General features: G+C 59.0%; 18 protein-coding genes. 11 read left to right on the forward strand and 7 right to left on the reverse strand.

Going from position 1 to position 21,278, the window contains the following annotated elements:
* Nucleotides 1-204: 204 nt before the first annotated feature.
* The 8 genes from GUY23_RS01705 (at nucleotide 205) to GUY23_RS01740 (ending at nucleotide 11,096) form a co-directional block, all read left to right on the forward strand.
* Nucleotides 205-1,254, forward strand: a complete 1,050-nt coding sequence (locus GUY23_RS01705; protein ID WP_228282654.1) for a DNA cytosine methyltransferase — start codon at nucleotides 205-207, stop codon at nucleotides 1,252-1,254.
* 28 nt (nucleotides 1,255-1,282) lie between these two features.
* Nucleotides 1,283-2,863: a PDDEXK family nuclease gene (locus GUY23_RS01710; protein ID WP_166969161.1), complete on the forward strand. Its 1,581-nt coding sequence runs from the start codon at nucleotides 1,283-1,285 to the stop codon at nucleotides 2,861-2,863.
* A gap of 537 nt (nucleotides 2,864-3,400) precedes the next feature.
* Entirely contained in the window at nucleotides 3,401-6,070 is a 2,670-nt protein-coding gene (locus tag GUY23_RS01715) for a Z1 domain-containing protein (RefSeq protein ID WP_166969162.1), read from the forward strand.
* Nucleotides 6,067-7,053 (forward strand): PD-(D/E)XK motif protein, encoded by a 987-nt coding sequence (locus GUY23_RS01720; RefSeq protein ID WP_166969164.1) that lies wholly within the window; start codon nucleotides 6,067-6,069, stop codon nucleotides 7,051-7,053. Before GUY23_RS01715 ends, GUY23_RS01720 begins: the two co-directional genes overlap by 4 nt.
* Before the next feature lie 191 nt (nucleotides 7,054-7,244).
* A complete protein-coding gene (locus tag GUY23_RS01725) occupies nucleotides 7,245-8,981 on the forward strand; it encodes a hypothetical protein (RefSeq protein WP_166969166.1) in 1,737 nt (578 codons plus the stop codon).
* A complete protein-coding gene (locus GUY23_RS01730; protein WP_166969168.1) occupies nucleotides 8,978-9,850 on the forward strand; it encodes a hypothetical protein in 873 nt (290 codons plus the stop codon). The genes GUY23_RS01725 and GUY23_RS01730 overlap by 4 nt, the downstream gene beginning before the upstream one ends.
* A 68-nt stretch (nucleotides 9,851-9,918) precedes the next feature.
* Nucleotides 9,919-10,617: a hypothetical protein gene (locus tag GUY23_RS01735; protein ID WP_166969170.1), complete on the forward strand. Its 699-nt coding sequence runs from the start codon at nucleotides 9,919-9,921 to the stop codon at nucleotides 10,615-10,617.
* Between the two features lie 53 nt (nucleotides 10,618-10,670).
* Nucleotides 10,671-11,096 (forward strand): very short patch repair endonuclease, encoded by a 426-nt coding sequence (locus GUY23_RS01740; protein WP_166969172.1) that lies wholly within the window; start codon nucleotides 10,671-10,673, stop codon nucleotides 11,094-11,096.
* A 7-nt stretch (nucleotides 11,097-11,103) separates the two neighbouring features.
* Here the strand turns inward: GUY23_RS01740 and GUY23_RS01745 are convergent, their stop codons facing one another.
* The 4 genes from GUY23_RS01745 to GUY23_RS01760 are packed head-to-tail and all read right to left on the reverse strand — an operon-like array spanning nucleotide 11,104 to nucleotide 15,561.
* Nucleotides 11,104-12,171 carry a DUF2891 family protein gene (locus GUY23_RS01745; RefSeq protein ID WP_166969174.1) on the reverse strand — a complete coding sequence of 356 codons (1,068 nt, stop codon included), beginning with the start codon at nucleotides 12,169-12,171 and terminating at the stop codon, nucleotides 11,104-11,106.
* 33 nt (nucleotides 12,172-12,204) lie between these two features.
* The gene (locus GUY23_RS01750; protein WP_166969176.1) at nucleotides 12,205-13,917 is read right to left on the reverse strand and encodes an AMP-binding protein; all 1,713 of its coding nucleotides are present in this window, start codon (nucleotides 13,915-13,917) and stop codon (nucleotides 12,205-12,207) included.
* Nucleotides 13,914-14,789, reverse strand: a complete 876-nt coding sequence (locus GUY23_RS01755) for an alpha/beta fold hydrolase (RefSeq protein WP_166969178.1) — start codon at nucleotides 14,787-14,789, stop codon at nucleotides 13,914-13,916. The genes GUY23_RS01750 and GUY23_RS01755 overlap by 4 nt, the downstream gene beginning before the upstream one ends.
* Before the next feature lies 1 nt (nucleotide 14,790).
* Entirely contained in the window at nucleotides 14,791-15,561 is a 771-nt protein-coding gene (locus GUY23_RS01760) for a hypothetical protein (protein ID WP_166969180.1), read from the reverse strand.
* Nucleotides 15,562-15,602: 41 nt separating this feature from the next.
* Here GUY23_RS01760 and GUY23_RS01765 point away from each other — a divergent pair, with 41 nt between their 5' ends.
* Complete coding sequence (locus tag GUY23_RS01765) at nucleotides 15,603-16,235, forward strand: TetR/AcrR family transcriptional regulator (protein ID WP_166969182.1); 633 nt, start codon at nucleotides 15,603-15,605, stop codon at nucleotides 16,233-16,235.
* Nucleotides 16,236-16,248: 13 nt separating this feature from the next.
* Here the strand turns inward: GUY23_RS01765 and GUY23_RS01770 are convergent, their stop codons facing one another.
* Complete coding sequence (locus GUY23_RS01770) at nucleotides 16,249-17,586, reverse strand: MFS transporter (protein WP_208085437.1); 1,338 nt, start codon at nucleotides 17,584-17,586, stop codon at nucleotides 16,249-16,251.
* Nucleotides 17,587-17,739: 153 nt separating this feature from the next.
* Here GUY23_RS01770 and GUY23_RS01775 point away from each other — a divergent pair, with 153 nt between their 5' ends.
* A complete protein-coding gene (locus tag GUY23_RS01775; protein ID WP_208085438.1) occupies nucleotides 17,740-18,258 on the forward strand; it encodes a MaoC/PaaZ C-terminal domain-containing protein in 519 nt (172 codons plus the stop codon).
* 77 nt (nucleotides 18,259-18,335) lie between these two features.
* Nucleotides 18,336-18,662 (forward strand): CHY zinc finger protein, encoded by a 327-nt coding sequence (locus tag GUY23_RS01780; protein WP_166969186.1) that lies wholly within the window; start codon nucleotides 18,336-18,338, stop codon nucleotides 18,660-18,662.
* Nucleotides 18,663-18,671: 9 nt separating this feature from the next.
* Here the strand turns inward: GUY23_RS01780 and GUY23_RS01785 are convergent, their stop codons facing one another.
* Nucleotides 18,672-19,301 carry a hypothetical protein gene (locus GUY23_RS01785; RefSeq protein ID WP_166969188.1) on the reverse strand — a complete coding sequence of 210 codons (630 nt, stop codon included), beginning with the start codon at nucleotides 19,299-19,301 and terminating at the stop codon, nucleotides 18,672-18,674.
* Between the two features lie 12 nt (nucleotides 19,302-19,313).
* Entirely contained in the window at nucleotides 19,314-21,275 is a 1,962-nt protein-coding gene (locus GUY23_RS01790) for a primary-amine oxidase (RefSeq protein WP_166969190.1), read from the reverse strand.
* Nucleotides 21,276-21,278 lie beyond the last annotated feature (3 nt).

Below are 21,278 nucleotides of genomic sequence, written 5' to 3' on the forward strand. Positions count from 1 at the left end.
GAGCTGCGCACACGGCAGGTCAAAGCTAAGATGGTCCTGTGTTGCCGCGTGCGGTACCAGGTGCACGGAAAGAGTGTTCAGTGCACCTTTCGGTGCAGAGCGACGACATGGTCAAGGTCAGGGAGAAGGGCGTTCGAGATGACGGTGCAGATGGAAGAGGACAGGACGACTCGTCCGCAAGACGCCTCATTGAAGACTTTCAGAATGGGCGAACTGTTCTCAGGGCCGGGCGGGCTGGGTGTCGGCGCGCGTCTCGCTTCGAATCAGCACGGTGAAATCGTCCATCAATGGGCCACGGATTACGATGAAGACACCTGCCGAACCTATGCGACTAATATCGTCGGTGATGAAGACGCAGAATCGGTAGTGCACGCTGACATCCGCAAGCTGGACTATGAAGAGTTAGCGAAGTTAGGTGACATCGACGGCCTCTCGTTTGGTTTCCCATGCAATGATTTCAGCCTCGTCGGAGAGCGGAAAGGGTTTGACGGAGAATTCGGCCCTCTGTACACCTATGGAATCAAAGCTCTAGAACGTTTCCAGCCAGACTGGTTTCTAGCGGAGAACGTTGGTGGAATTCGCGCGGACGGTGGATCCACACTTCGAAAGATTTTCGCTGACATGGTTGATGTCGGCTATCGGATCTATCCGCACTACTACAAGTTCGAAGAGTACGGAGTCCCCCAATCACGGCACCGAATGATCGTAGTGGGAATCCGAAAGGACCTGGACGTCGAATACAAGGTTCCCAGCCCGGATGTGTTCGCTCAATCAGATGTGACTGCGGGCACCGCACTCTCCGGTATCCCCGCGTGGGCCGCCAATCAAGAGCCGACACGACAGTCGCAGCGAGTGATAGATCGACTGAATCATATACCTGCCGGAGGCAACGCTTGGGTCGCCGACATGCCCGAACACCTCAGGATCAACACTCGGACCAAACTTTCATCAATCTATCGCCGGTTGAGTTCTGACAAGCCCTCGTACACGGTGACTGGATCTGGTGGGGGCGGCACTCACATCTACCATTGGTCAGAGCCTCGGGCACTGACCAATCGCGAACGTGCGCGCCTCCAGACTTTCCCTGACACCTTCGTATTCAAAGGGAACAAGGAATCGGTTCGCAAACAGATCGGCATGGCGGTGCCGCCGAAAGGGGCGAAGGTGATCTTCGAGGCTATTCTGAATAGTTTCGCCGGTGTCGACTATCCTCATGTCGAACCTTCATTGAAGAAATACATGCCGCAAGTGTGACTGAAGCAGGCACGGGAAGTACGAGGCAATGGCGTCTAAGAACTACTGGATGTTCACCAGGCCGCAGCGAAAGCTCTACCGTTTACCCCTGACGGTTGCCGCGCTCCACGAGGCCGCGGGCCACACTGAATGGTCTGGCAATCGTGAACGACATATCGCTTTCGAAGACGTGCTTGAACGCGAGGGAATCAAACGCCGTGGTCAGCGGAGGGATAACAGTGGTTCCGGGGGACGCACCCACGCGACGTTGGTGAGGAGCCTGGGTTTGGCGTTCGACTCGGCCGAGACTGGCAGGCTCGAACTGACCTTGGCTGGGCTTGCGCTCGCAGAAGGAACACGTCCGACCGAAATTCTCAAACATCAGGTGATGCGGTTCCAATACCCGTCGACTTACTCTGTGTCCAGGCACGTCGACATCTCCGATCGGTTCAGGTTGCGACCGTTCGTCCTGCTTCTGAGGTTGTTGCTCCACCCGAGGCTCGGAGGCTATGTCACCCAGGACGAGGTTGCACTCGTCGTGATCGTGGAGGGCACAGGCGACTCGCCCAAAGACGCCGATCGAATCGCAGAACTGATTCAGGACTATCGGGAGAACGACATTGACGAAGAGATCTATGTCGAGAAGTACGGGAAAAATGGAGACACCTACAATTCGTTGCAGAAGAAGTTCTCGGATGTAGCGAATACAGCGTTCAACTGGCTGGAGATGGTTGGTGTCATTGAGCGCGCTAAGAGATCCATCTTCATTCCATCGGATGCGGCAGATGAAGCTCAAAGCATTCTCGACCTATACGGCACTTACCGGCCGATCCGACATGAGTTCGACGCCGACAGATTTCAACGGTCGTATGGATTGCCGCCGGGAAAGACGAAAGACACTCGCAATCTCGCGCAAACCAGAACCGTGACACAGTCGGAATTCGTCGCGCGTCGAGTGACGACAGTTCTCACACGCTGGTCGGCTACCGAGCTGTTGGTCGATGGCGCGACGTCCGACATCATTTCGCGACTAGTCGCGGAGACGGGCTACGAATATTCCGAAGTCGAAGTTGCAGCGAAGAAGGTGCTTGGCACGGACAGGACACTCGACTCGTTTCTGAGCAACTATCAATCGCTTGTGTTCTCCGATGACAAATCAGCTCCGAGATATTTCGAAAGGGCGACTGCCGAGATCTTCAGACGCATCTTCAACTTGGAAGCGGAGTGCGTAGGGCAATCGGGCCGTGAGCCGGACGTCGTAGTGACCAAGCGAGACGCTTGGAGAGGGATCGTCGACACCAAGGCCTATAGTGGCGAATACTCGCTTCCTTCAGAGCACGAGAGAGCGATGCGTGAGTACGTAGAAACATATCGGGCAGTGCCGGGCGCTCCGCTGAGTTTCTGGGTATTCATAGCGGGATCCATTTCGAAAGGCGCGAAACATCGTGTTCGCGGCTTGGCTGATCGCGTCGACAGCCCCGGCTCTGTGATCGGAATGCTGGCTTGGACTGAGATGATACGGCTAGCTCAGGACGGTAAGATCGATGCCGACCGCATGGCAGAGCTCTTCAAGTCGAACAGTGAGTTGACGTTGGATGATGTCAGACGACTTCCGAAAGCCGACGTCTGAATCCAACGACGCAATCTTTACGGGGCTCTTTCGGCAACTCGCACTGCCAGTGCGTTGAGCTTTGAACGACCTGAATTTTCGGCCGATCCGGGCAGAGATGATCCATATAAGGCGTGCTCTGCAGATTCCTACTGAGTCGGCACATGTGCTCCCGCTGCTTAGACCGATGGTCTCTCGCTCTTCAGCTTTCCGCACGAGATGAAATCACCTCGAACAAACTGGTGAGGATCGGCGGCAGGGCCGGACCCACGCGGAGGGGGGTGATCGGCTTCGTGGATTGGTGAGACACAAAATTTCTCGGGTTGGTGCTAGGCAATACTTAGTTTCCCGTCGTTGTCCAATGTGACGGGATGTCGCGCTTGCCTGCGCTTAAACGAGCCGCCGAGCCTGCGACTGTGACACAAGTTTGACTCTTAACAACGATGTCCGTGGTTCACGATACCGTTGGAGAAAATATTGATTCACTACATTCGACAGCCCTGAACTGCTGACTGCAGTCGATTGGATTTCGAGTTTCGCCGTTCCATAGGAGCATCAATGAACCAAGAGCCTTCGCCAGTTGAAATCATCTTCAACAGTTTTCTCCAGAACATGTCCCGAGAAGGTGCGAGGAGGAAGACTAAGCAGTCGTTGGAAGCTCTTCCCGGCATCGACGATGCTCTTGATGAACTGGAACGTGTGCATGAACAAGAGGTTCTGACACGGACAAAGCTGACTGAAGTCGGCACGGCAAGAAAGAAGGACCTTCGAGAACTGGGATGGTACTCCGGTGTGGCTGCGGACGGAGTGTGGAGCGCTCTTCGTGAACGGATGGCGAATGGTGGACTGTCCGGAGCACTTGACTCGATCGACCGATCAACCGAGGAGATAGTCGCTTCACTGGCTGAACCCCGGGTCGATGATGACAACAGGCTCGGGCTCGTGATCGGAAATGTCCAGTCTGGAAAGACGGCGAACTATTCGGCAGTCATTGCGAAAGCCCTGGACAGCGGTTATAAATTCGTGCTTGTACTGTCGGGCGTGCACAACAATCTGCGCCGACAGACGCAGGTGAGGCTCGACACAGACCTCGGAGTGTTGGATGATCCTCAGGCGTGGTACCGGCTCACTGACTCTGAAGGTGACTTCGGTGATGCGCACTCGGGAAACGCGAGCTCCATCGTTGTCAACCATCGTCGAATCCTCGCGGTGGTGAAGAAGAACAGCCACCGTCTCAGGAAAGTGTTGGAATTCCTCCAGAGTCTGGACACTGCAACCAAGCGCGACACTCCTTTTCTCGTCATCGACGACGAATCGGATCAGGCGACTCCCGATGCCTCGGCGAAGATCGGTGACGAACCGACAGCCATCAATTTACTGATGCGGCAGATATGGTCTGAAGTTCGGAACGGAACGTACGTCGGATACACCGCAACACCGTTTGCCAATGTATTTATGGATCCGAATGTCCCCGAAGGGTCGCTGCCAGAGTTGTATCCTCGAGATTTCATCCATGTCATGCCGACACCTGCCAACTATTTCGGTGCAGAGAGGATCTTCGGGCTTCAAGATGTCGCAGATGAAGAACGGGTCTCGGAGCTCCCTGATGTGATTCGGCCGATCGCCAAGGACGAAGTCCGTGAGCTTGTGCCCAGCGGTAAGAATGCTGAGGGCTTTCAGCCAACGGTCACAAATTCCCTTGGAGAGGCGATTCGCTGGTTCATTGTTGCATGTGCAGTCCGGCGAATTAGGGGGCAGCAGAAGAAGCATTCGACGATGCTGATCCATACAACTCCTCGGACCGATCCTCATTTCGCCACTCGTGATGCTGTCGAACAATATCTCGATCCCCTTCGCAAGGCCTCGCTGAATGGTGATGTAGCGAGGTTCAAGGAGGTCTTTGAAGACGAGATCAATCGAGCCGCGTCTCTCTATGACGGTGATGGCGCGGCACCGACCTGGCCTCGAGTCAGCGATGAGATTCCAAACGTTCTGCGTTACCTTCGTACGGTCGTCGACAACGGCCGGGAAGAAGACAGCGAACGGCTTTCCTACTCGCACGAACCGCAGACGGTCATTGTCATCGGCGGAAGTACCTTGTCCCGGGGTCTGACGTTGGAGGGCCTCTTCGTCTCCTACTTCACGCGGACTTCCAATACGTACGACACGTTGCTTCAGATGGGCCGTTGGTTCGGCTATCGCGGAGGCTATGAAGATCTCCAACGCATTTGGGTGAGCCCGCGCCTCGATGAGGACTACCGCTTCCTGGCAAGTGTCGAGGCCGATTTGAGGAGCGAAATCGCCCGGATGACTCAAGCGGGGATGACTCCAGCGGATATCGGAGTGCGAGTGCGCTTGCATCCTGGACGATTGCAGGTGACTAGTTCGGCTAAGCAAAAGCACGCTCTGCAAGCTGAAGTCGATTTCGAAGGCTACAGGCTCCAGACGACACAGTTCGACTTCTCCGAAAGCGCTCCAGCGCTGGATAACGTCCGATCGACGGAGAGTCTTCTGCGACGTCTCCAGCCATTCCGGTCGGAAGCAACTCCCACTTTGTTCGAAGACGTTCCCCTTGAAGAGCTCGAAGAGTTCTTCCGAGAGTTCAAAGTCCACGAGAACAATCAGGACGTATTCTCTGACGCAATCAAATGGTCGAGCGAGAAGCTGTCAGATAAGCGTTGGAACGTCGTCGTTCCAAGTGAAGGAAAAGGCAACGACGGGCTCGAAGTGGCGGGCACCAAGGTCGGTTCGATCCGGCGCGCGCCGATTGAGAAGGGTCCGGACGATCTCCGAGAATCGGAAACGATAAATATCAGAGCGCTGATGTCTGCCAAGGACGTCATTCTCGATCTGCGCCTTCAGGGAAACCTGCCGGAAGGCAAGACGCTTGCGCAGATGAATAACGATGCTCAATATAACTGGCGAAAGCACAGAGATGGTGGAAATGGACGGGGGCTGCTGGTTCTATACCCAATCAGTCGATTCTCAGCGTCGAACTCAGCGGGCCGCATGCCGATGAACTCGGCTCTTGAAATTATCGACCCGGCACTTGTCGAACCGGGACTCCCTCCGATTGTCGGTATGGCAGTTGTGGCTCCTTTCGACTCTGAGAACCGCCTGGAATCCAAAGGAAGCAAGATTGCGGTACGTCCGATCTTCGATGACGCTGAAGACATTGATGAGCCGTTTGCTGTCGACACTGAACGAGATTACAGAGGAGACGCATGAGTTCGACCAAGGAGATCTTCCACGCGGCGCAGCGCGACGGGTCTCAATTGGTGGTTGGTGAAGCATCGGTCTTGGTCGCAGATTCAACTGGCAGACGACGAACGTGGCTCGGATATCAGGAAGGTAAGTTCGCAGTTGCCTATTTCGAGACCGACAGTGAGCGAGAGGTCAGCTTCTCCGTCAGCAAGGTGATCAGTATTCAGAGTGTTGACGTCAATGATGAAACGACCGGCACCATGTCGCGAGCGTTGAAAGTCGTCTGTCATGAACCGCGATTGGACGAGGTCTTCTTCGTCTTCATCGATGACGTGCGCAACTCGCTCGAAGGTGATTCTGACGTCATCGAGCTGGTGAATGCAGCTGCATCGGATTGGCGCCGTCTCCTCCATGTCGCAATGACGGAGCTCTCCGAGTCCGCCGCCGCAGGCATCTACGGTGAACTTCGCTTTCTCGAAAGTCTGACTGACAGCGTCGGGCCCTCGGCGATCGCATGCTGGCAGAGGACAGCTCAGGACATTCACGACTTCACCGGTGAATCCGCGAGAGTCGAGGTGAAGACCTCCGCCTTCCAAAATAGATCGGCTGTCACGATCCATGGGCTGCGACAGCTGGAACCTCCGACGACCGGCACGTTGACTCTGGCAGTGGCCGAGGTCCAGCGTCATGGTGCCGATTCAATATATGAGGCGGCAGAGAGGCTCAGAGGACTTGGCGTCGATCACGCCGTGCTGACCGAGAAGCTGCGTGATGCAGGGTATGTCGAAGGTATGCCGGGTTCGGGAGAGCACACCTTCAGTCTGATTTCGTGGCGATTTTGGGAGATCGACCGACAAACGCCAGCGCTGAATCGGTCGATGCTGACTGACTCTGTGGCAGATGCAGTATCTTCGCTTTCCTATTCGCTGAGCCTCGGGTCGCTCGGCGAGTCTTCGTCTAAGTTCGACTGCGCAAGGTTGGCCGCAGAGGGGAGTTCTTCTATATGACGCTTTCATCGCTCAAGAGGTATTCGAAGCCGAGGGGTGCCGGAGACCAGACAAGCGGCGGTCGCGGCAAACTTCTGCGGCCGACCAGTGCTCTTTCGAGGCTGGAGCTACTCGTCAGGGAGACGTTGCAGAATTCGTGGGACGCTCGTGATGAAGGTTGGACACCAGCGTATGGCGTGCGAGTCTATCGGATGGATCATAGGGTCAAGCAGATTCTTCGCGAACATGTCTTCACCGCACTCCCGGATTCCCTCTCTGACCTGTCTGAATGTCTGGAATCTCCAGATGTCCACGCGATCGAAATCTTCGACAGAGGAAGTGTCGGTCTGAATGGGCCCTTCCGGGCATCCGAAGTTGCCCAAGATGGGGAGAAGAACAACTTCAATTCTTTTGTATTCGACATAGGCTCGACCAAGTCGTCGGGGCGATCCGGCGGTACTTTCGGGTTCGGAAAGACAGCGAGCTTTGAGGTCTCGAATGCTCATAGTGTCGTCTACTGGTCAAGGTGCCACACCCATGACGACGAAGTCGAACATCGGCTTATCGCGTGCTCGCTGCACAACGAGTACGAAGAGGGCAATGCGCGATTCACGGGTGCTCACTGGTGGGGCGATCCTGACGACGACGACATCGTCCCGCTTCGCGGGGACGCAGCAGCGGCTTTGGGCGAAGAGATCTTCCGAACTCATTTCGGAGATACTGATGAAGGTGACCCCGAAACAGGGACTTCGATTCTCATACTCGACCCAGTCATCACTGTCGACGTCGATGAGGACCTCGACGCGCGAGTGCCCGTTCGCACCGATGAGCATTCAGAGGCGCTGATTCAGCAAGTTTCGGATGCCGTAGCACATAGCGCCTGGCCCAAAGTGGTTCCGAACGGTGAGGACTCACGGCCGATGATCGTCAAGTTGTACGAGAATCGTGTGGAGAGGCAGGTCGTCGACTCCACTCTGGCTGAGTACGGACACTTTGCCTCGAGTCTCAACTCCATTCGGCAGGTTCAGGGTCAGCTGGAATACGACTACTCTGTTCCGCTGCCTGTCGGCACTGTAAGGTCGCAGTGCTTCCCGATAACCTTGCGTCCCAGAGGGGCATTGCTTTCCAAGAAGGAAGAGCTATTCGGCGGTCGGAAAGATAACACGGTAGGTCATCTTTTTCTCATTGAAAGTGCACCGCTCGCGGCCGGTGTCGAAAGGGCCGCGCCGCACGACGTCCTCTGCATGATGCGGTCCGAGGCTGAGCTCGTGGTCAATTACGACCCCGTGGTGGAGCCTGACGGCGGGGTCTTGCAATGGCACGGAGTATTCAAGCCGACGCCTGAATGTGATCGTCACTTCGCAGCTTCAGAGCCACCGACTCACGACCGGTGGACACCAGATGCGGCAGAGACTGAGGCTTCACGCTATGTGGTGCAACGAGCACTCGATCAGATTCGAACGAAGACGAAGAAGTTCCTGAGCGAGAACAAGGTCCAGACGACCGTGCAGGAGCAGTCAGTCAGAAAGGTGGCATTGGGATTGCGGAGTTTCGTTCCACTGGGACTTCCGCCTGCTGAAGAGGAAAATCGAGATTCACCTCGCAGGCGAGCTCGGCAATCGGGACGATCGGCTAAGGGACGACGAATCGAAGCAGTTGTCACCAATTCGACCCCATTGCCCAATGGCCGCGGACAGATCGTTGATGTCCGCCCCACTGGCGCCCGAGGACAATCTGTTGCCCTCTCCGTGGATACCTATGCAATCACGTCGGACGGGCTGCTTGCTCTTGGTGACGATGAAGTGACGATCAGTTGGAAGTCCGAAGGCAAAGTCCTGTCCGTGGGGACTGACTGTGTTGCCCAATCAGATACAGAGGTGCAACTCAGACTGGACACTCGAACCCCAGCCGCACTTGAGATATCAATCCAGGCAGAGGCGGAAGTATGAGCAGACAGCGACTGTATCCCTTTCCCCGGTTGACGGCGGGTGACCTCGACTGGGGTGACTGGACTATTCAACTCAACGGCAGTCAAACGACGATCTCGGCGATTTCGGAGGATTGGGACTCCAACTCGGTGCTAACACTCGGGACCACTGTTCGAGCGAATACCCATCAGCTGAGCAGCGTAGGGGTCCGAAATCCGAAGCTCGCATTGAGCGTGGCTTGTCCGAGCACGGCATTCTCGAGTGGCAAAGACGTCCAGCTCCAACTCGGACAGTCCTCAATGACCGCAGAGGCAGAGGTGACTGTTGAAGGCAGTCTTGTGTCCCAGGTGCTCACAGTCAGAGCGCAGGTCATCGGTGATGATGAGTCAGAGCCGTTGTTGCGACGACGAATCGTCGCAGAAGGGCCGACTCTCAGGTTGCCGCTCGACACGGAGCTGGACGGTTTCCCGACTTCGAGTTATTCGTTCGACAAGCAGGGGATGCCCGAAGCCCCCTGGCGGTTGCTGGTGTCTGCCGACGAGTTGGAGGCTCCCTTCGCTCACTCTATAAGACTCGAGCTGAACGAGGACTTTGCTCCTGTACGCAAGCTGATCAGCGGAAACCCCGATCCGCACGTGGCTCATGAGCTCGATGCTGCGATAGTCCGAGTTTTGATCGCAACTGCCGCCCGCCTGTCCTCGGGAAATGAACCGCAGAAGCTTCCTGAAGAGGTGGCCGCAGAATATCCGGACTCTGTGGCAGCGGCAGCACAGAGGGCCTCGGAACAGTATCTGCGGCTTCCGCTGTCCGCCGCGGTGAAGTCATATCGGCTCGCACCGGAGAAGCTTGAGTATGATGTCGCCGCCGGCACGAGAATGTTGAAGGACTGACGATGGTGGGCAACATGCTATTCCCGAGAATCGACCCGAATGAGGCACATCGCATGAGGAGCGAATTCGTGCAGAAACTCGAATCCTGGCCGAAGTTCAGCGACAGCTCTTTTGACGCCGGACTTAATGGCCCGCGAGCTTTTCCTCCGACCGGAGGTTCTCGAATAAGCGAATCGGCGTTGAGAGGTTTGCGCCAGTCATGCATTGACGCTGTTGATGAATCTTCTGCGAGTTCCGCCTTGTCGATGACCGCCTCTTTCGATATTGCGATCGGCAGGGTTCTGTACCGAGCAGGCGAACATTCGATAGGCGAGTTCGGCGATCCGTACGTATGGGACTTCCTGACGCTGATCCTGATGCCGGATCTCGCAGCCAGACGCTTGGCGATGGGAAGCCTGTCGACCGCAAGAGGACACGCGCTTCAGAAACGAATCACCGGTGGAGATCGGCGTCATGTCTTCCAACGAATCTGGAAGAGATGGCTCATCTTCGGACCTGAAATTGTCGAGGCAGGAAAGCTCACCGAGGATGACTTTGGGGTAACCATAGAACGACTGATCACCAACCGGCCCCGACTTGCTCGCGCAGTCGCCAACGCGATTGTCGGATCTGGATATTCTGGATCAGAGCGTCGTGATTATTCTCGCATCTTCATGAGGCGGCTTCAGCAGACATCAGGACTCGTGCAGATTCCCGACCACGACGAGGACTATCTGCGAGACGTCATCGATGCACTTCACCGGCAGGTGGTCGAAACGCTCAAATAGTTAGTCGCCGTCTGCAGACGTCTGTGAATGGGACAGACTGAGAGACTGAGTGCATGGAAGAGTCTTGGGCCTCATCTGACCACGCGCGGCGTACGATGCAAGCCAATAGAAGACGCGATACAAAGCCCGAGCTGGCGTTGCGCTCGACGCTGCATTCCCGTGGATTGCGCTTCCGCGTCGACGCAGTTCCGTTCAAAGGAGTGCGCACTCGTGCTGACGTCGTCTTTTCGAGAGCCAAGATCGCGGTGTTCGTCGATGGGTGCTTCTGGCATGGGTGTCCTGAACACTTCATTATGCCCAAAACCAATACCAACTACTGGTCGTCGAAGATTTCAAGCAACCGTGACAGAGACGAAAGGGTTGACGGGGTGCTTGGTGACGAAGGCTGGCTGGTGATTCGTGTATGGGAACATGAGGACCCAGCCTCGGCTGCGACGAGGATCGAACGCGCGTGGAGAAGCAGAACTGGTCAGGCTTGATTTCGGTTTACCGTGTTCGAGCGTGGTGACTGCTGTTACCACGCTGAGTGTTCACCGCCTCCCACGCGAAGGTCGCGATCCAGTGAGACGAAACGTACTCGTCCGAGACGGCGGCTTCCAGGCCCGGAGCCATAAGTGCATCGACCCGAGTGAGCATGCCTTTGGCTTGAGCCATGAGGTTGGCGTCTTCCCTCTTCTCCGCGATGGCTTCGAGCTTCGGCCCCAACCGCATCACCGAGGCTGCTACCGACAGCCCCAGTCCGTAAAGATGGCTCTGCTGTCCGTCGGTCGGGTCGAGAACCTTGACGGGGGTGAGCGCTGGTGACTCCGGATCCAGTTCCGACAAGAATCCGGGCAGCCATGACGCGAACTCGTCCTCGGTGAGGACCTCGGCCATGAGATCGGCTTCGCACAGGCCGGGGGAGAGGAAGTCGTGGCCGCTGCGTTCCTGCGTGAAGTTCCATGCGGCATCCTCGGCGAAGAACCGCCGAGCCGCAGCGGCGATGGCGTCGATCGTATCGCGCCGATCGGCCGCTCGTGCGCCGATGAGGATCCGACGCAGCCCGAACGCAGTGTTGGAATGAACCCCGTGCCTGACCGGCTCGGAGACCTTCGGCAGCCATGCAGTCACGGGGTCGAAGACTGTCTCGGTGAGCACCTGGGTGTTCTTTCCCAGATCCTGGAGCTCCGTTGTTCCACTGGAATTGAGTACGCGGTTGAGTTCAACCGCCCAAGCCCAGCCATACGGCCGCTCCCACGAGGGACTGTCACGGAGGAAGGCCGCCTCGGCGAGCATATTCTCCTCGCTCAGATGCGCGGTCAGGACCTCAAGAGCTTGGTCGCGCCAACTCGCCGTCCGGCCCTCCTCGGTGTCGAGGAGCGACGCCAGCAGATAATGCATGTGCACGCTGGAATGCCAGTCGAAGGAATTCGCGAATGCCGGGTGCTTCTCCACCGCAGGCACGACATCGGCCAGGCTCGGGACGAGATGATGGGCCGCGTACGGATATTCGCGGGTGATGTTGCTCAGAGCCACCTCGGCGAAGGGATTGACGTACTTGTCGGACGAGTTCATGCGATGGATCCTCTCGGCTGAGATCTGACATGCTCACCCTAGCGCGCTCTGCACCCGCGGTTGAGCAGCCCAATCACGCAGTACCGCGGCCTTGATCTTCGACCCATTCGTTCCTGCGGTTACCGGCATAGCATCGATGACGCGGACTTCTGCCGGCACCTTGTAGCGAGCCAATCTCTCACAACAGTGCGCGATGATCTGCTCCTCGTCAGGAACGCGATCGTGGACGCCCTGCACGAAGGCGACAACTTCGGGTTCGCCGAGATCATTGGTCCGGCCGACGACCTTCACCAATTCCACGTCCTCATGCGTGATGATGTGGGTCTCGATCTCCGCCGGGTCGACAAGGAAACCGCGGAGCCGAATGACATCGCCCATGCGGCAGATGTACTCGAATGAGTGTGGTCCCTTCGCCCGGCCGAGGTCTCCTGTTCGGAACCACCCGTCGGCAGTGAAGTTCTTCGCGCCCTCGCCGGAATCGCCCAGATAGCTGTTGACGACGTTGGTTCCCGACAACTGGATCTCTCCGTCGTCTCCATCTGACATCGGCTCATCTGTAGCGGGGTCCGCGATCCGGTATTCGTAGGACGGATCAACGAGCTGTCCGCCGCCCGAATAGCGCAGATCATCCGATGTGTCGGTCGGCCACAGGGTAGCAAGGGCGAAGACTTCAGACGAACCGTATACTCCGACCGTACGTGTGCCGAATTCTGCAGATGCCCACTGCGCGATCTCGGCTGACATGCCTTGGAAGTCAGCAACACCCGCCCATTTCCACGAATCCAATCGGATTCCCGATTCGCCGCACGCGCGTCGTACGCGAGAGAGCATGTCATCGGCACCGACGAAATGTGTTCCTCCGAAATGCTCCCATGCACGGAGGAGCTCGGTTTCGTCGAAGACCGGATGAAGGAGAACCGCGGCCCCCGCGAACAGTGCTGCCATGCCGCCGCAGTACCCGAACACTCCGGAATAGGGCAGCGGTTCGACCATGAGATCTCCCGGACTCAGCCCGACTGCGCTCGCCGCATTCACAGCATGTGAGATCACAGCAGACTCGCGATGGGCGGCAAGCTTCGGCATGCCGGTCGAACCCGAAGTCGTAAAGGCCACCGCAAGTCGATCGTCTGATCCCGCGGCCGTCTGCAGATCGCCTGTGCTTGCTGCTGTGGCCAGTCGTGGGGCCCTCGGCACCACCATCGAACCCGAGCCGAGATCGTAGTCTGCGGGCGTGGGATCGGTCTGCGCACCAGGCACGGCCCACACGAAGCTGACAGGCGGTGTGAATGTCTCAGTCCCGTCTTCCTGAACTGAGCGCCGTGCTTCAGCGACTGCGGCAACCGCAGTGTCCAAGAATTTCACTCGTCCGAATCCATGCGCCATGACCAAGACCCGTGGCCGTGCTTTGGCAAGGACATGGCTGACCTCGGCAACGTTGTACCGGGTATTCACTCCGATGACATGGGCGCCGCACGCCGAAGCCGCGAACTGCCATGCATAGGCATCGGACCAGCTGGGAATCCACACGCCGATGCAGTCGCCTGGGCCGACTTGATGATTGGACAGAAGCCTGGCGAATTCGTCCGCGCGAGCGAGAAGGTCCGTGACTGTGACCCGACGGTGTCCGCCGTCGATCGGAGTCGTCGCAGACCTGTCCGGCTCAGGGTCGACGAGTGCTGTGCGCTGTGGATCGGCGGCAACCCAGGACTTGAGGTGGCCATAGAGTGTATCGGGGGTGGTGTTCATGCGATTTGAGCCTCCTTATCGGCACCGGCGGATTGATCGCTGCGCAACCACGTATCGACGAAGTCCGCGAAGTCGGGCATCTCCTCCATCGGATAGTGCCCGATGCCGTCGATGAGTTCGAAGTGTCCTCGAGGGATGGACGAGGCATCCCGGCGGACTTCGTCGGAGTCGATCCACAGATCGTCTGAACCAACGACAAGCCTGACCGGGCAACTGATGTCTGAGAGCAGTCCTCTGACGTCGTGATTGCCCCAACCGATGAGGTCCGAATTCGACACGATCGGATCCTCTCGGCAATGCATTCGCGCAATCATGTTACGGCGGTCGGCGCTGACAGACTTGCCGACGACCGCATCGGTTCCCCAGTAGGTGCGTTCGGTTCGCGACGGTGCCGCGATGTCGACGAGCTCGCGCTTCAGCGACCGAACCGAAACGCGACCTGAACCGGCGCCTGCCGCCATAGCTACGGCCGCGTAGATTCGGCTCCCGGCTCGTGTGACGAGATCGATAGTGATCTTGCCACCGATAGAACAGCCGACGACAGAGAACTTTTCGATGCCCAGCAGGTCGATGACCGACAGCGCGAACTGGGCGTAGTCGCCGAGATCAGTCACCGGGTCCCCGGCGCAGGGTTCTGACCTCCCGTGCCCGGGGAGATCTGGAACGATGACTCGATAGCCGACCTCCGCGAGTCGAGGTGCGACGTCTCGGTACTGAACTCCGCTCTGGCCAGCGGTATGCAGAGCCAGCAAGGGAGTTGACGAAAGATCACCCCAATCTTCGACAAATGCCGAACGACCATCGATGAGAAGCTGATGGGCGCGGAACGTGTGGCGAACCGAGTCAGAAGCGCCTTTGTCGAGGTCGGTCATTTCAGGAGACTCCAATCGATTCGTGGTGAGCGTCAGATGTCGGTGTACCGATCCAGCCGGAAGCCGCCGCCTGAACGCGACACAGGTCGATGACTCTGACCAGCGCGCTCGTCATGCGGAGGTATTCGTATCCGGATCCGTCGGTCTTCAGGGTTCCACGCATGGCTGCTTCCATGAAGGCGTTTCTCGGGGTCGTCATCAACCAGATGAAGACATCACCCGGTATTGTCACGGTGAAATCCGAACCCAGGAGTGAACGTGAAGCGACTTCGAGGACAGTGCCCCGATAGCAACGAATATGCACCGGCCTCGACCCGACCTGCAGGCCGATGGTCCCGTCGTAGTTCTCGATGAGTCGGCTGAACTCCGCATCGTTCTTCAATCGGGTTTCGAGAGCGGAGTTCCATTGTCGATTCCCTGGGCAGTGCAGAGCTGCGGACTCCAGCTGCTCGTCGAGAACGGCAATATCGACGTCGAATACCAGTCGCACTGTTGATTCCGCGCCGGGTATTTCGGCGTCATGAGAAGTGACCTCGACACGGGCCGAAGCTGCGCCGGGGAAATCGACTGCTGTGATGACGGTGCGGTCAGAGTCAGGATGCAAAGCCGCTGAAGCGGTCTGCGGCTCGACCGATGCGGAGACCAGACGGGCCGGCCCACCGATCTGTGCCTCGACGTCCTGCGCAATGGAGTGTGCGGCCAGGAGGAGCGAAGCATCAACGTTTCCACGGTCGATTGCAAAGGTCCTTCCGGGTGCCAGTCCGTTGATCATGAGCATTCCTTTCGAGGCTGTATATGCAAAGATTGTTGTCCATGGAGGACAAGCCGGGCAGCGGACGGAGACGAGCCGCACCACGATTCATCGACCGTGAGACCGTGGTCGATGCAGCGCTGGAAGTCTTCTCCGAAATGGGATTCCACGGGGCCAGTACACGCGAGATCGCCAGAGTCGCCGGTACCTCGCTGTCGAACCTCTACAACTATTTCGGTTCGAAATCCGCCATTCTCGAGTTCGTACTCGAGGAGACTTCGCGAACCCTGGCAGACCGCCTCGAAGCCGCGGCCGCTTCCGACTGCGAAGGTACTCTGTCCAAGATCGAAGCGGCCGTCAGGGCCTATGTCGACTTCATCCTCGAACGTCCTCGAGCGTCTCTGATCGGCATCACTGAGATTCGCTATCTTCACGGAGACAACCGCGCTGAAGTGGTCAGACAGCGCGACCGAACAGAGAAGGTATTCCGTGATCTGATCTCCGCAGGCCTTGCTGAAGGAGCATGCGATGTCCGCAACGTGGGCTCGGCTATGCGCGGAGTCGTGACGATCTGCAATTCGATGTCGACGTGGTACCGGCCCGCCGGTGAGCTGTCGGCCGAAACGCTCGCCGACCTTCAGGTGGATCTGGTGTTCGGGCTGATTCGCGCCACAGAACGTCCTCCTCGAGGGTGATCGAAGCCGTACATTACGAGGACGCATGCGACGCCTGTTCGCGTTCGGTGCGCTGCTCGACGTCTGCCGAGGTCTCGTGCAGGTCCGCTTGAAATCTCTCTTTGATCGTGAACACCGAGATGAACGTGATCACGGCCATGGCGATGATGTAGCCGGCCACGCTGGCCGAAGTCCCGGTCGCCTCGATGAGCGAGAGCATGATCATCGGAGCGAGTCCGCCGGCAAGCACACTGGCGATCTGATAGCCCAATGACGCCCCGAAGTAGCGGACATCTGCGGGGGACATCTCGGCAAACAAGGCTGCCTGCGGGCCGTACATCATCGAGTGGAAAGTCAGGGCGACGATGAGAGCCAGCGTCACGAGCACTGGATTTCCGGTGTCGACGAGCCAGAAGAACGGGAACGCCCATACTCCCATCAGCACGGTTCCGGTGAGGAAGATTCTGCGTCGCCCCCGGCGGTCGGACCTGGCGCCGAAGAACGGAATCGTCACGATCTGCGTGGCGACGGCGATGCAGACCACGAGGATCATGGTCGTCTGTGACAGACCGACATTCGCGGTGCCGTATGACAGCATTCCGGAGATGAGGATGTAGAATGTGCCGTTGACGACGAAGAAAGCACCGGCCGCCTGCAGGATCTCCTTCCAGTAGATGCGGATCGCCTGGAGGATGGGGACCTTCGGCATGTTCGAGGCCGTGCTCTTCGCTGCTGCTTTCGCCTGCATCGACTTGAACACCGGGGTTTCTTCGATGCGGAGCTGAACGAACACTCCGACGGCGACAAGGAGAATCCCGGACAGGAACGGTACTCGCCAACCCCACGCCGCGAACGCAGTCTCATCGACGAAGAGGAGGATGCCGAGGAAGAAGGCATTTCCGATGATGATGCCGGCAACCGCCCCCAGCTGGACGAGCGAACCGTAGAAACCTCGCCGGGCGACCGGAGAGTGCTCAGTCAGCAACAATGCCGCACCGCCCCACTGGGCGCCGACGCCCAGTCCCTGAACCAACCGGGCCGTGATCAGCAGAATCGGTGCCCAGATGCCGATGGTGTCGTATCCGGGCAGCAGCCCGATGGCAGTTGTCGACACGCCCATGATGACCATCGAAGCCACCAGTGGCCCCTTGCGTCCGAATCGATCGCCGAGGATGCCCGCGACGATGCCGCCGAGCGGGCGCGCGATGAACCCGACAGCAAGCGTGCCGAACGAAGCGATCGTGCCTAAAGCTCCTTCGAGGGAGGGGAAGAACAGATGCCCGAAGACCAGCGCAGATGCCGTCGAGTAGATCAGGAAGTCGAACCACTCAAGAGCAGTGGCAAGTACCGAAGCGCTTGCGAGCTTGGTCATCTTCCCATCGTTGTGGGTGTGTGGCGGCGCCGGTGATGATCCAGGGCTGTCCGGCCGCGTCGAGGGAGTAGAAGTCATTGCACACTCTCCTTTGAGTAAGGAAGAACGATCGTTCTTCAGTGGTAGTATGACAGCACTCAACAGCGAATGGCAATGGAAGAGGTGCAGATGATGACTGCGGGGAATGCTGAGGCGATTCAGAAGCGCCCTGTCGTTCGGACTGATCACAGCCTGTACTACGAGGATATGGAAGTCGGTCAGGTCTACCGTTCATCGTCCCGTACCCTGACCGAGGCGGATCTGACGATGTTCTCGATGCTCTCGGGTGACTGGAACCAAGTGCACGCGGACGCGACCCACATGGAGGCGCAAGGCGGCGAGCGGTTGCTCCATGGTGCTCTGGGCATCGCGGTCGTCACTGGTCTGATGGATCGAGCCGGATGGTTCGGCACCTCGGCGATCGCGATGACCGACATCGGCGACTGGGCGTTCGTGCGACCTCTGTGCTGCGGCGATACCGTGACGATGGAAATGGAGATCGTCGGCTGCCGCGTTGTGTCGGCGGGTGACAAGGGGATAGTTTCGCGGGTCTTCACCCTGTTCAACCAGAACGGCGAGATCGTGCAGAGAGGTAAGAGTGGGATGCTCATCAAACTGGAGCGAGACAGGTGATCGGTCGCGTCGGGCGCTAATCTGGAGGCGAACCGGGAGCCGCCCGTGTGAGGCTCGATCGAGAAGGCGAGGCAACGATGACGCGGTCACCTGAGGTCTTCGGCAAGACCGTCGATGAGCACACCAGGTGCGTCCACTACGCGACCGAACTCGACATCATCGCCATCCGCTTCGCCTGCTGCGGCCGCTACTACCCCTGCCATTTGTGCCACTCCGAGACTGCGGATCATCCCGCTCAACAGTGGCCGCGCGATCGATGGGACGAGCCGGCGATCATCTGTGGGAACTGCTGGAGCGAACTGACGATCACTGCCTACAACGCAACCGACGACTGCCCGACCTGCGGGTCCGCATTCAACCCCCGCTGCGCGGCGCATTCGGACTACTATTTCGCCGGTCAGTGACGAATCCGGTCAGTGCAGGAACTGCATCACCACGATCATTGCTGCCATCCCCCAACAGTCTAGAGAAACTAGCGGGCGCCTGCGGACGATGTCATGGACGGCGCAGATCACCAAGAGCATGGCGAGGACGACGACAGCCACCGTCAGGAAGGTACTGATGAGCGACATGTCGCCGGCATGATGACCGTGACCGCCGGCATGCGTCGAACCGCTCATGTGTGCCCCATGGTTGAGGACCTGCCACGCCATGACCGGATAGGTGATGGCGGAGAGGATCGCAGCAGTCGGTCCCGGGTGCGACGCCCCGGAACCGCTCCGTTCAGGCACAGCCGATGACCGAAGCCCGCGGTCGGCCTCCGACTCCGGCTCGCCCCCCGGGCCACTCGCGACGAGAGCGGGGGACCGCCTCGGCGAGGGAACCCTGGACGACGATCGCAGGAACACTGCCAAGCAGATCCCGGCGAGGAGCAGCGCCCCCGACCAGACGACTGCCGGGACGTGGTCGGTGTAGGCCAAATCGACCATGGCGAAGACCATCACCGCTGCGGCGACGATGGTCGGCCGACTCTTCGACGCGACGGTCCCGGTCAGGCACAGGATCCCCGAAGCGACCATGAGGAAAGAGGCGAGGCTGCTCATCGTTCAGGCCCGTCAGTCGCACTCACAGGAGTGGCCCGCCTCGGTGCCGCAGTGGCCCGACTTCGGGCGCGGCACATCGAGCGCGGGATTCCGGTCGAAGAAGCCATAGGGCTTCATTGTGAAGCCGAGGCGGTCGACCGGCATGATCGGCCAGTCCTCGGGACGGGGGAAGTGCGTCATCGCGAACGACGCCCACACGACGATGTCGTCGCCGTCGACCGGGCGCTGCTGCTCGACCCACTGCGTAATGGTACCGGCACCCGGGTTCTGATTCGGATAGGTGCCCGAGGGGAACCGCTCGTCCGCATCGAAGTGGGTCAGCCACATGTGCTTCGACCCGAAACCGGCCCGCTTCGAAATCGACGAACCCTCGGCCGCCATCATCGTCGGCTCATCGGGCACGCGCAGCTCATAGCCCACGGGGAACCCGTGCCGGTTGTTCTTCTCCGGATTGACGATGTGCCAGACCCGCCCGGCCTCACCGTCGGCTGTCCGTCCGCCCTCGGCAGTGAGCCGGGTCAGCTTGCGAGTGAACGCGTTGCCGTAGGGGTTGTCCTCACCGAAGGGCACGCGGACAGCTTCCTGCTCGTCAACAGCGTTGTCGATGCCGTCGACCTGCATGTCGAGGCGGGCGCAGAACATGTGCTGGTGGAAGGGCATGCCCAGTCCCTCGTCGCCGAGGGGAGACGACCAGCGCTGCCGCTGAGCCTCGTCACCGTACGCGGCCGTGTAGACGATGCCTGTGGCCTTGCACTCGAGCTCGATCGTGCCGTCGAGGTAGAGGTACCAGTAGAAGCCGTAGTCGTAGTTACCGACGGTGATGAAGAAGGAGATGACGAGGCGGCGATTGCGGCGCACATCGACGGCGCCGGTGAATTCGTCGGTGTGCTTGAACAGAATGCCTGCATCCTCTTCGTGGATGCAGATGGCGTTCGTGATCGTGTGCGCATGCCCCTGATCATCGGCGAGCACCGCGTCCGAGTAGTGGATCTCGCCGAGGCAGTCGCAGCCGAGTTCGAGCGAATTCGTGTTCTTGCCCATCGAATACTCGCCGGCGTCGAAGTAGTTCTGCCAGAAGCGCACCGGGCTGGGATCGCCGTAGGGAACGACCATCTCCGCCACCGAGGCGCGGTAGACGATGGGGCGGCGCTCGCCCTCGTCATCGAAGCTGATCTGATGGAGCACAAGCCCTTCGACCGGATCGAAGCCGAGTCGGACCTGCCACTTCTCCCATTCGAGGACATCGCCGTCGAGGGTGAAGCTCGCGCCCTCGGACTGGGTGATCTCGATCGGCTTCTGCGTCGTCCGCGGCTCGGGAAGCCAGGAATCGAGGTGATAGTCGAAGCGCTCCTGGGGCACGGGCACGATGTCGGTATCGACGACCTCGACGACCTCACCGGTGTTGAGGTCGAGATAGGCCACGAGCCCCTCGAGCGGATGCGCCCACGCATTGTCCTGCGGGTCCGACTGAATGAAGGACGAACCGCGCACGAGGCGGCGGCCCGCCTCTCCGGGAATGTCGAAGCATCCGGCTGAGAGCGCGCAGATGCGTACGGTCTCGACATCGGTGATGCCGCGAGCTGCGACGGCCGCCCGCCACGTCGCGTCGTTGCGGATCATCTGCTCGGCCTCTTCGTACTCGGTCATCGTGATCGGAGCCTGACCCTCGGCCGCGACATCGAGCACACGGGCGAACAGCACCTTGCGCTCAGTCAGCGAGACGAGGAGCTCCGTCTGCTCCCCGGTGCTGCGCTCGATGATGAGCGAGCGCACGCGACGGTCGAGGTCGGTGGCACCTGCGATGACCTCGCGCTTATCCGGTTCGACGAGGCTGACGAGCGCGAACAGCGTCTGTTCGCTCACGTGGCCGGCATCGACGATGATGGCCCGGTTGAGCTCGATCTCCTCACCGGTCAGGCGGTCGAGGGGATGTGCAGTCGAAGTGCCGACGGCAGTCGTTGTCGGTGCAGTCATGAG

Origin of the sequence: Brevibacterium atlanticum (assembly GCF_011617245.1) — a bacterium.
Classification (GTDB): Bacteria; Actinomycetota; Actinomycetes; order Actinomycetales; family Brevibacteriaceae; genus Brevibacterium; species Brevibacterium atlanticum.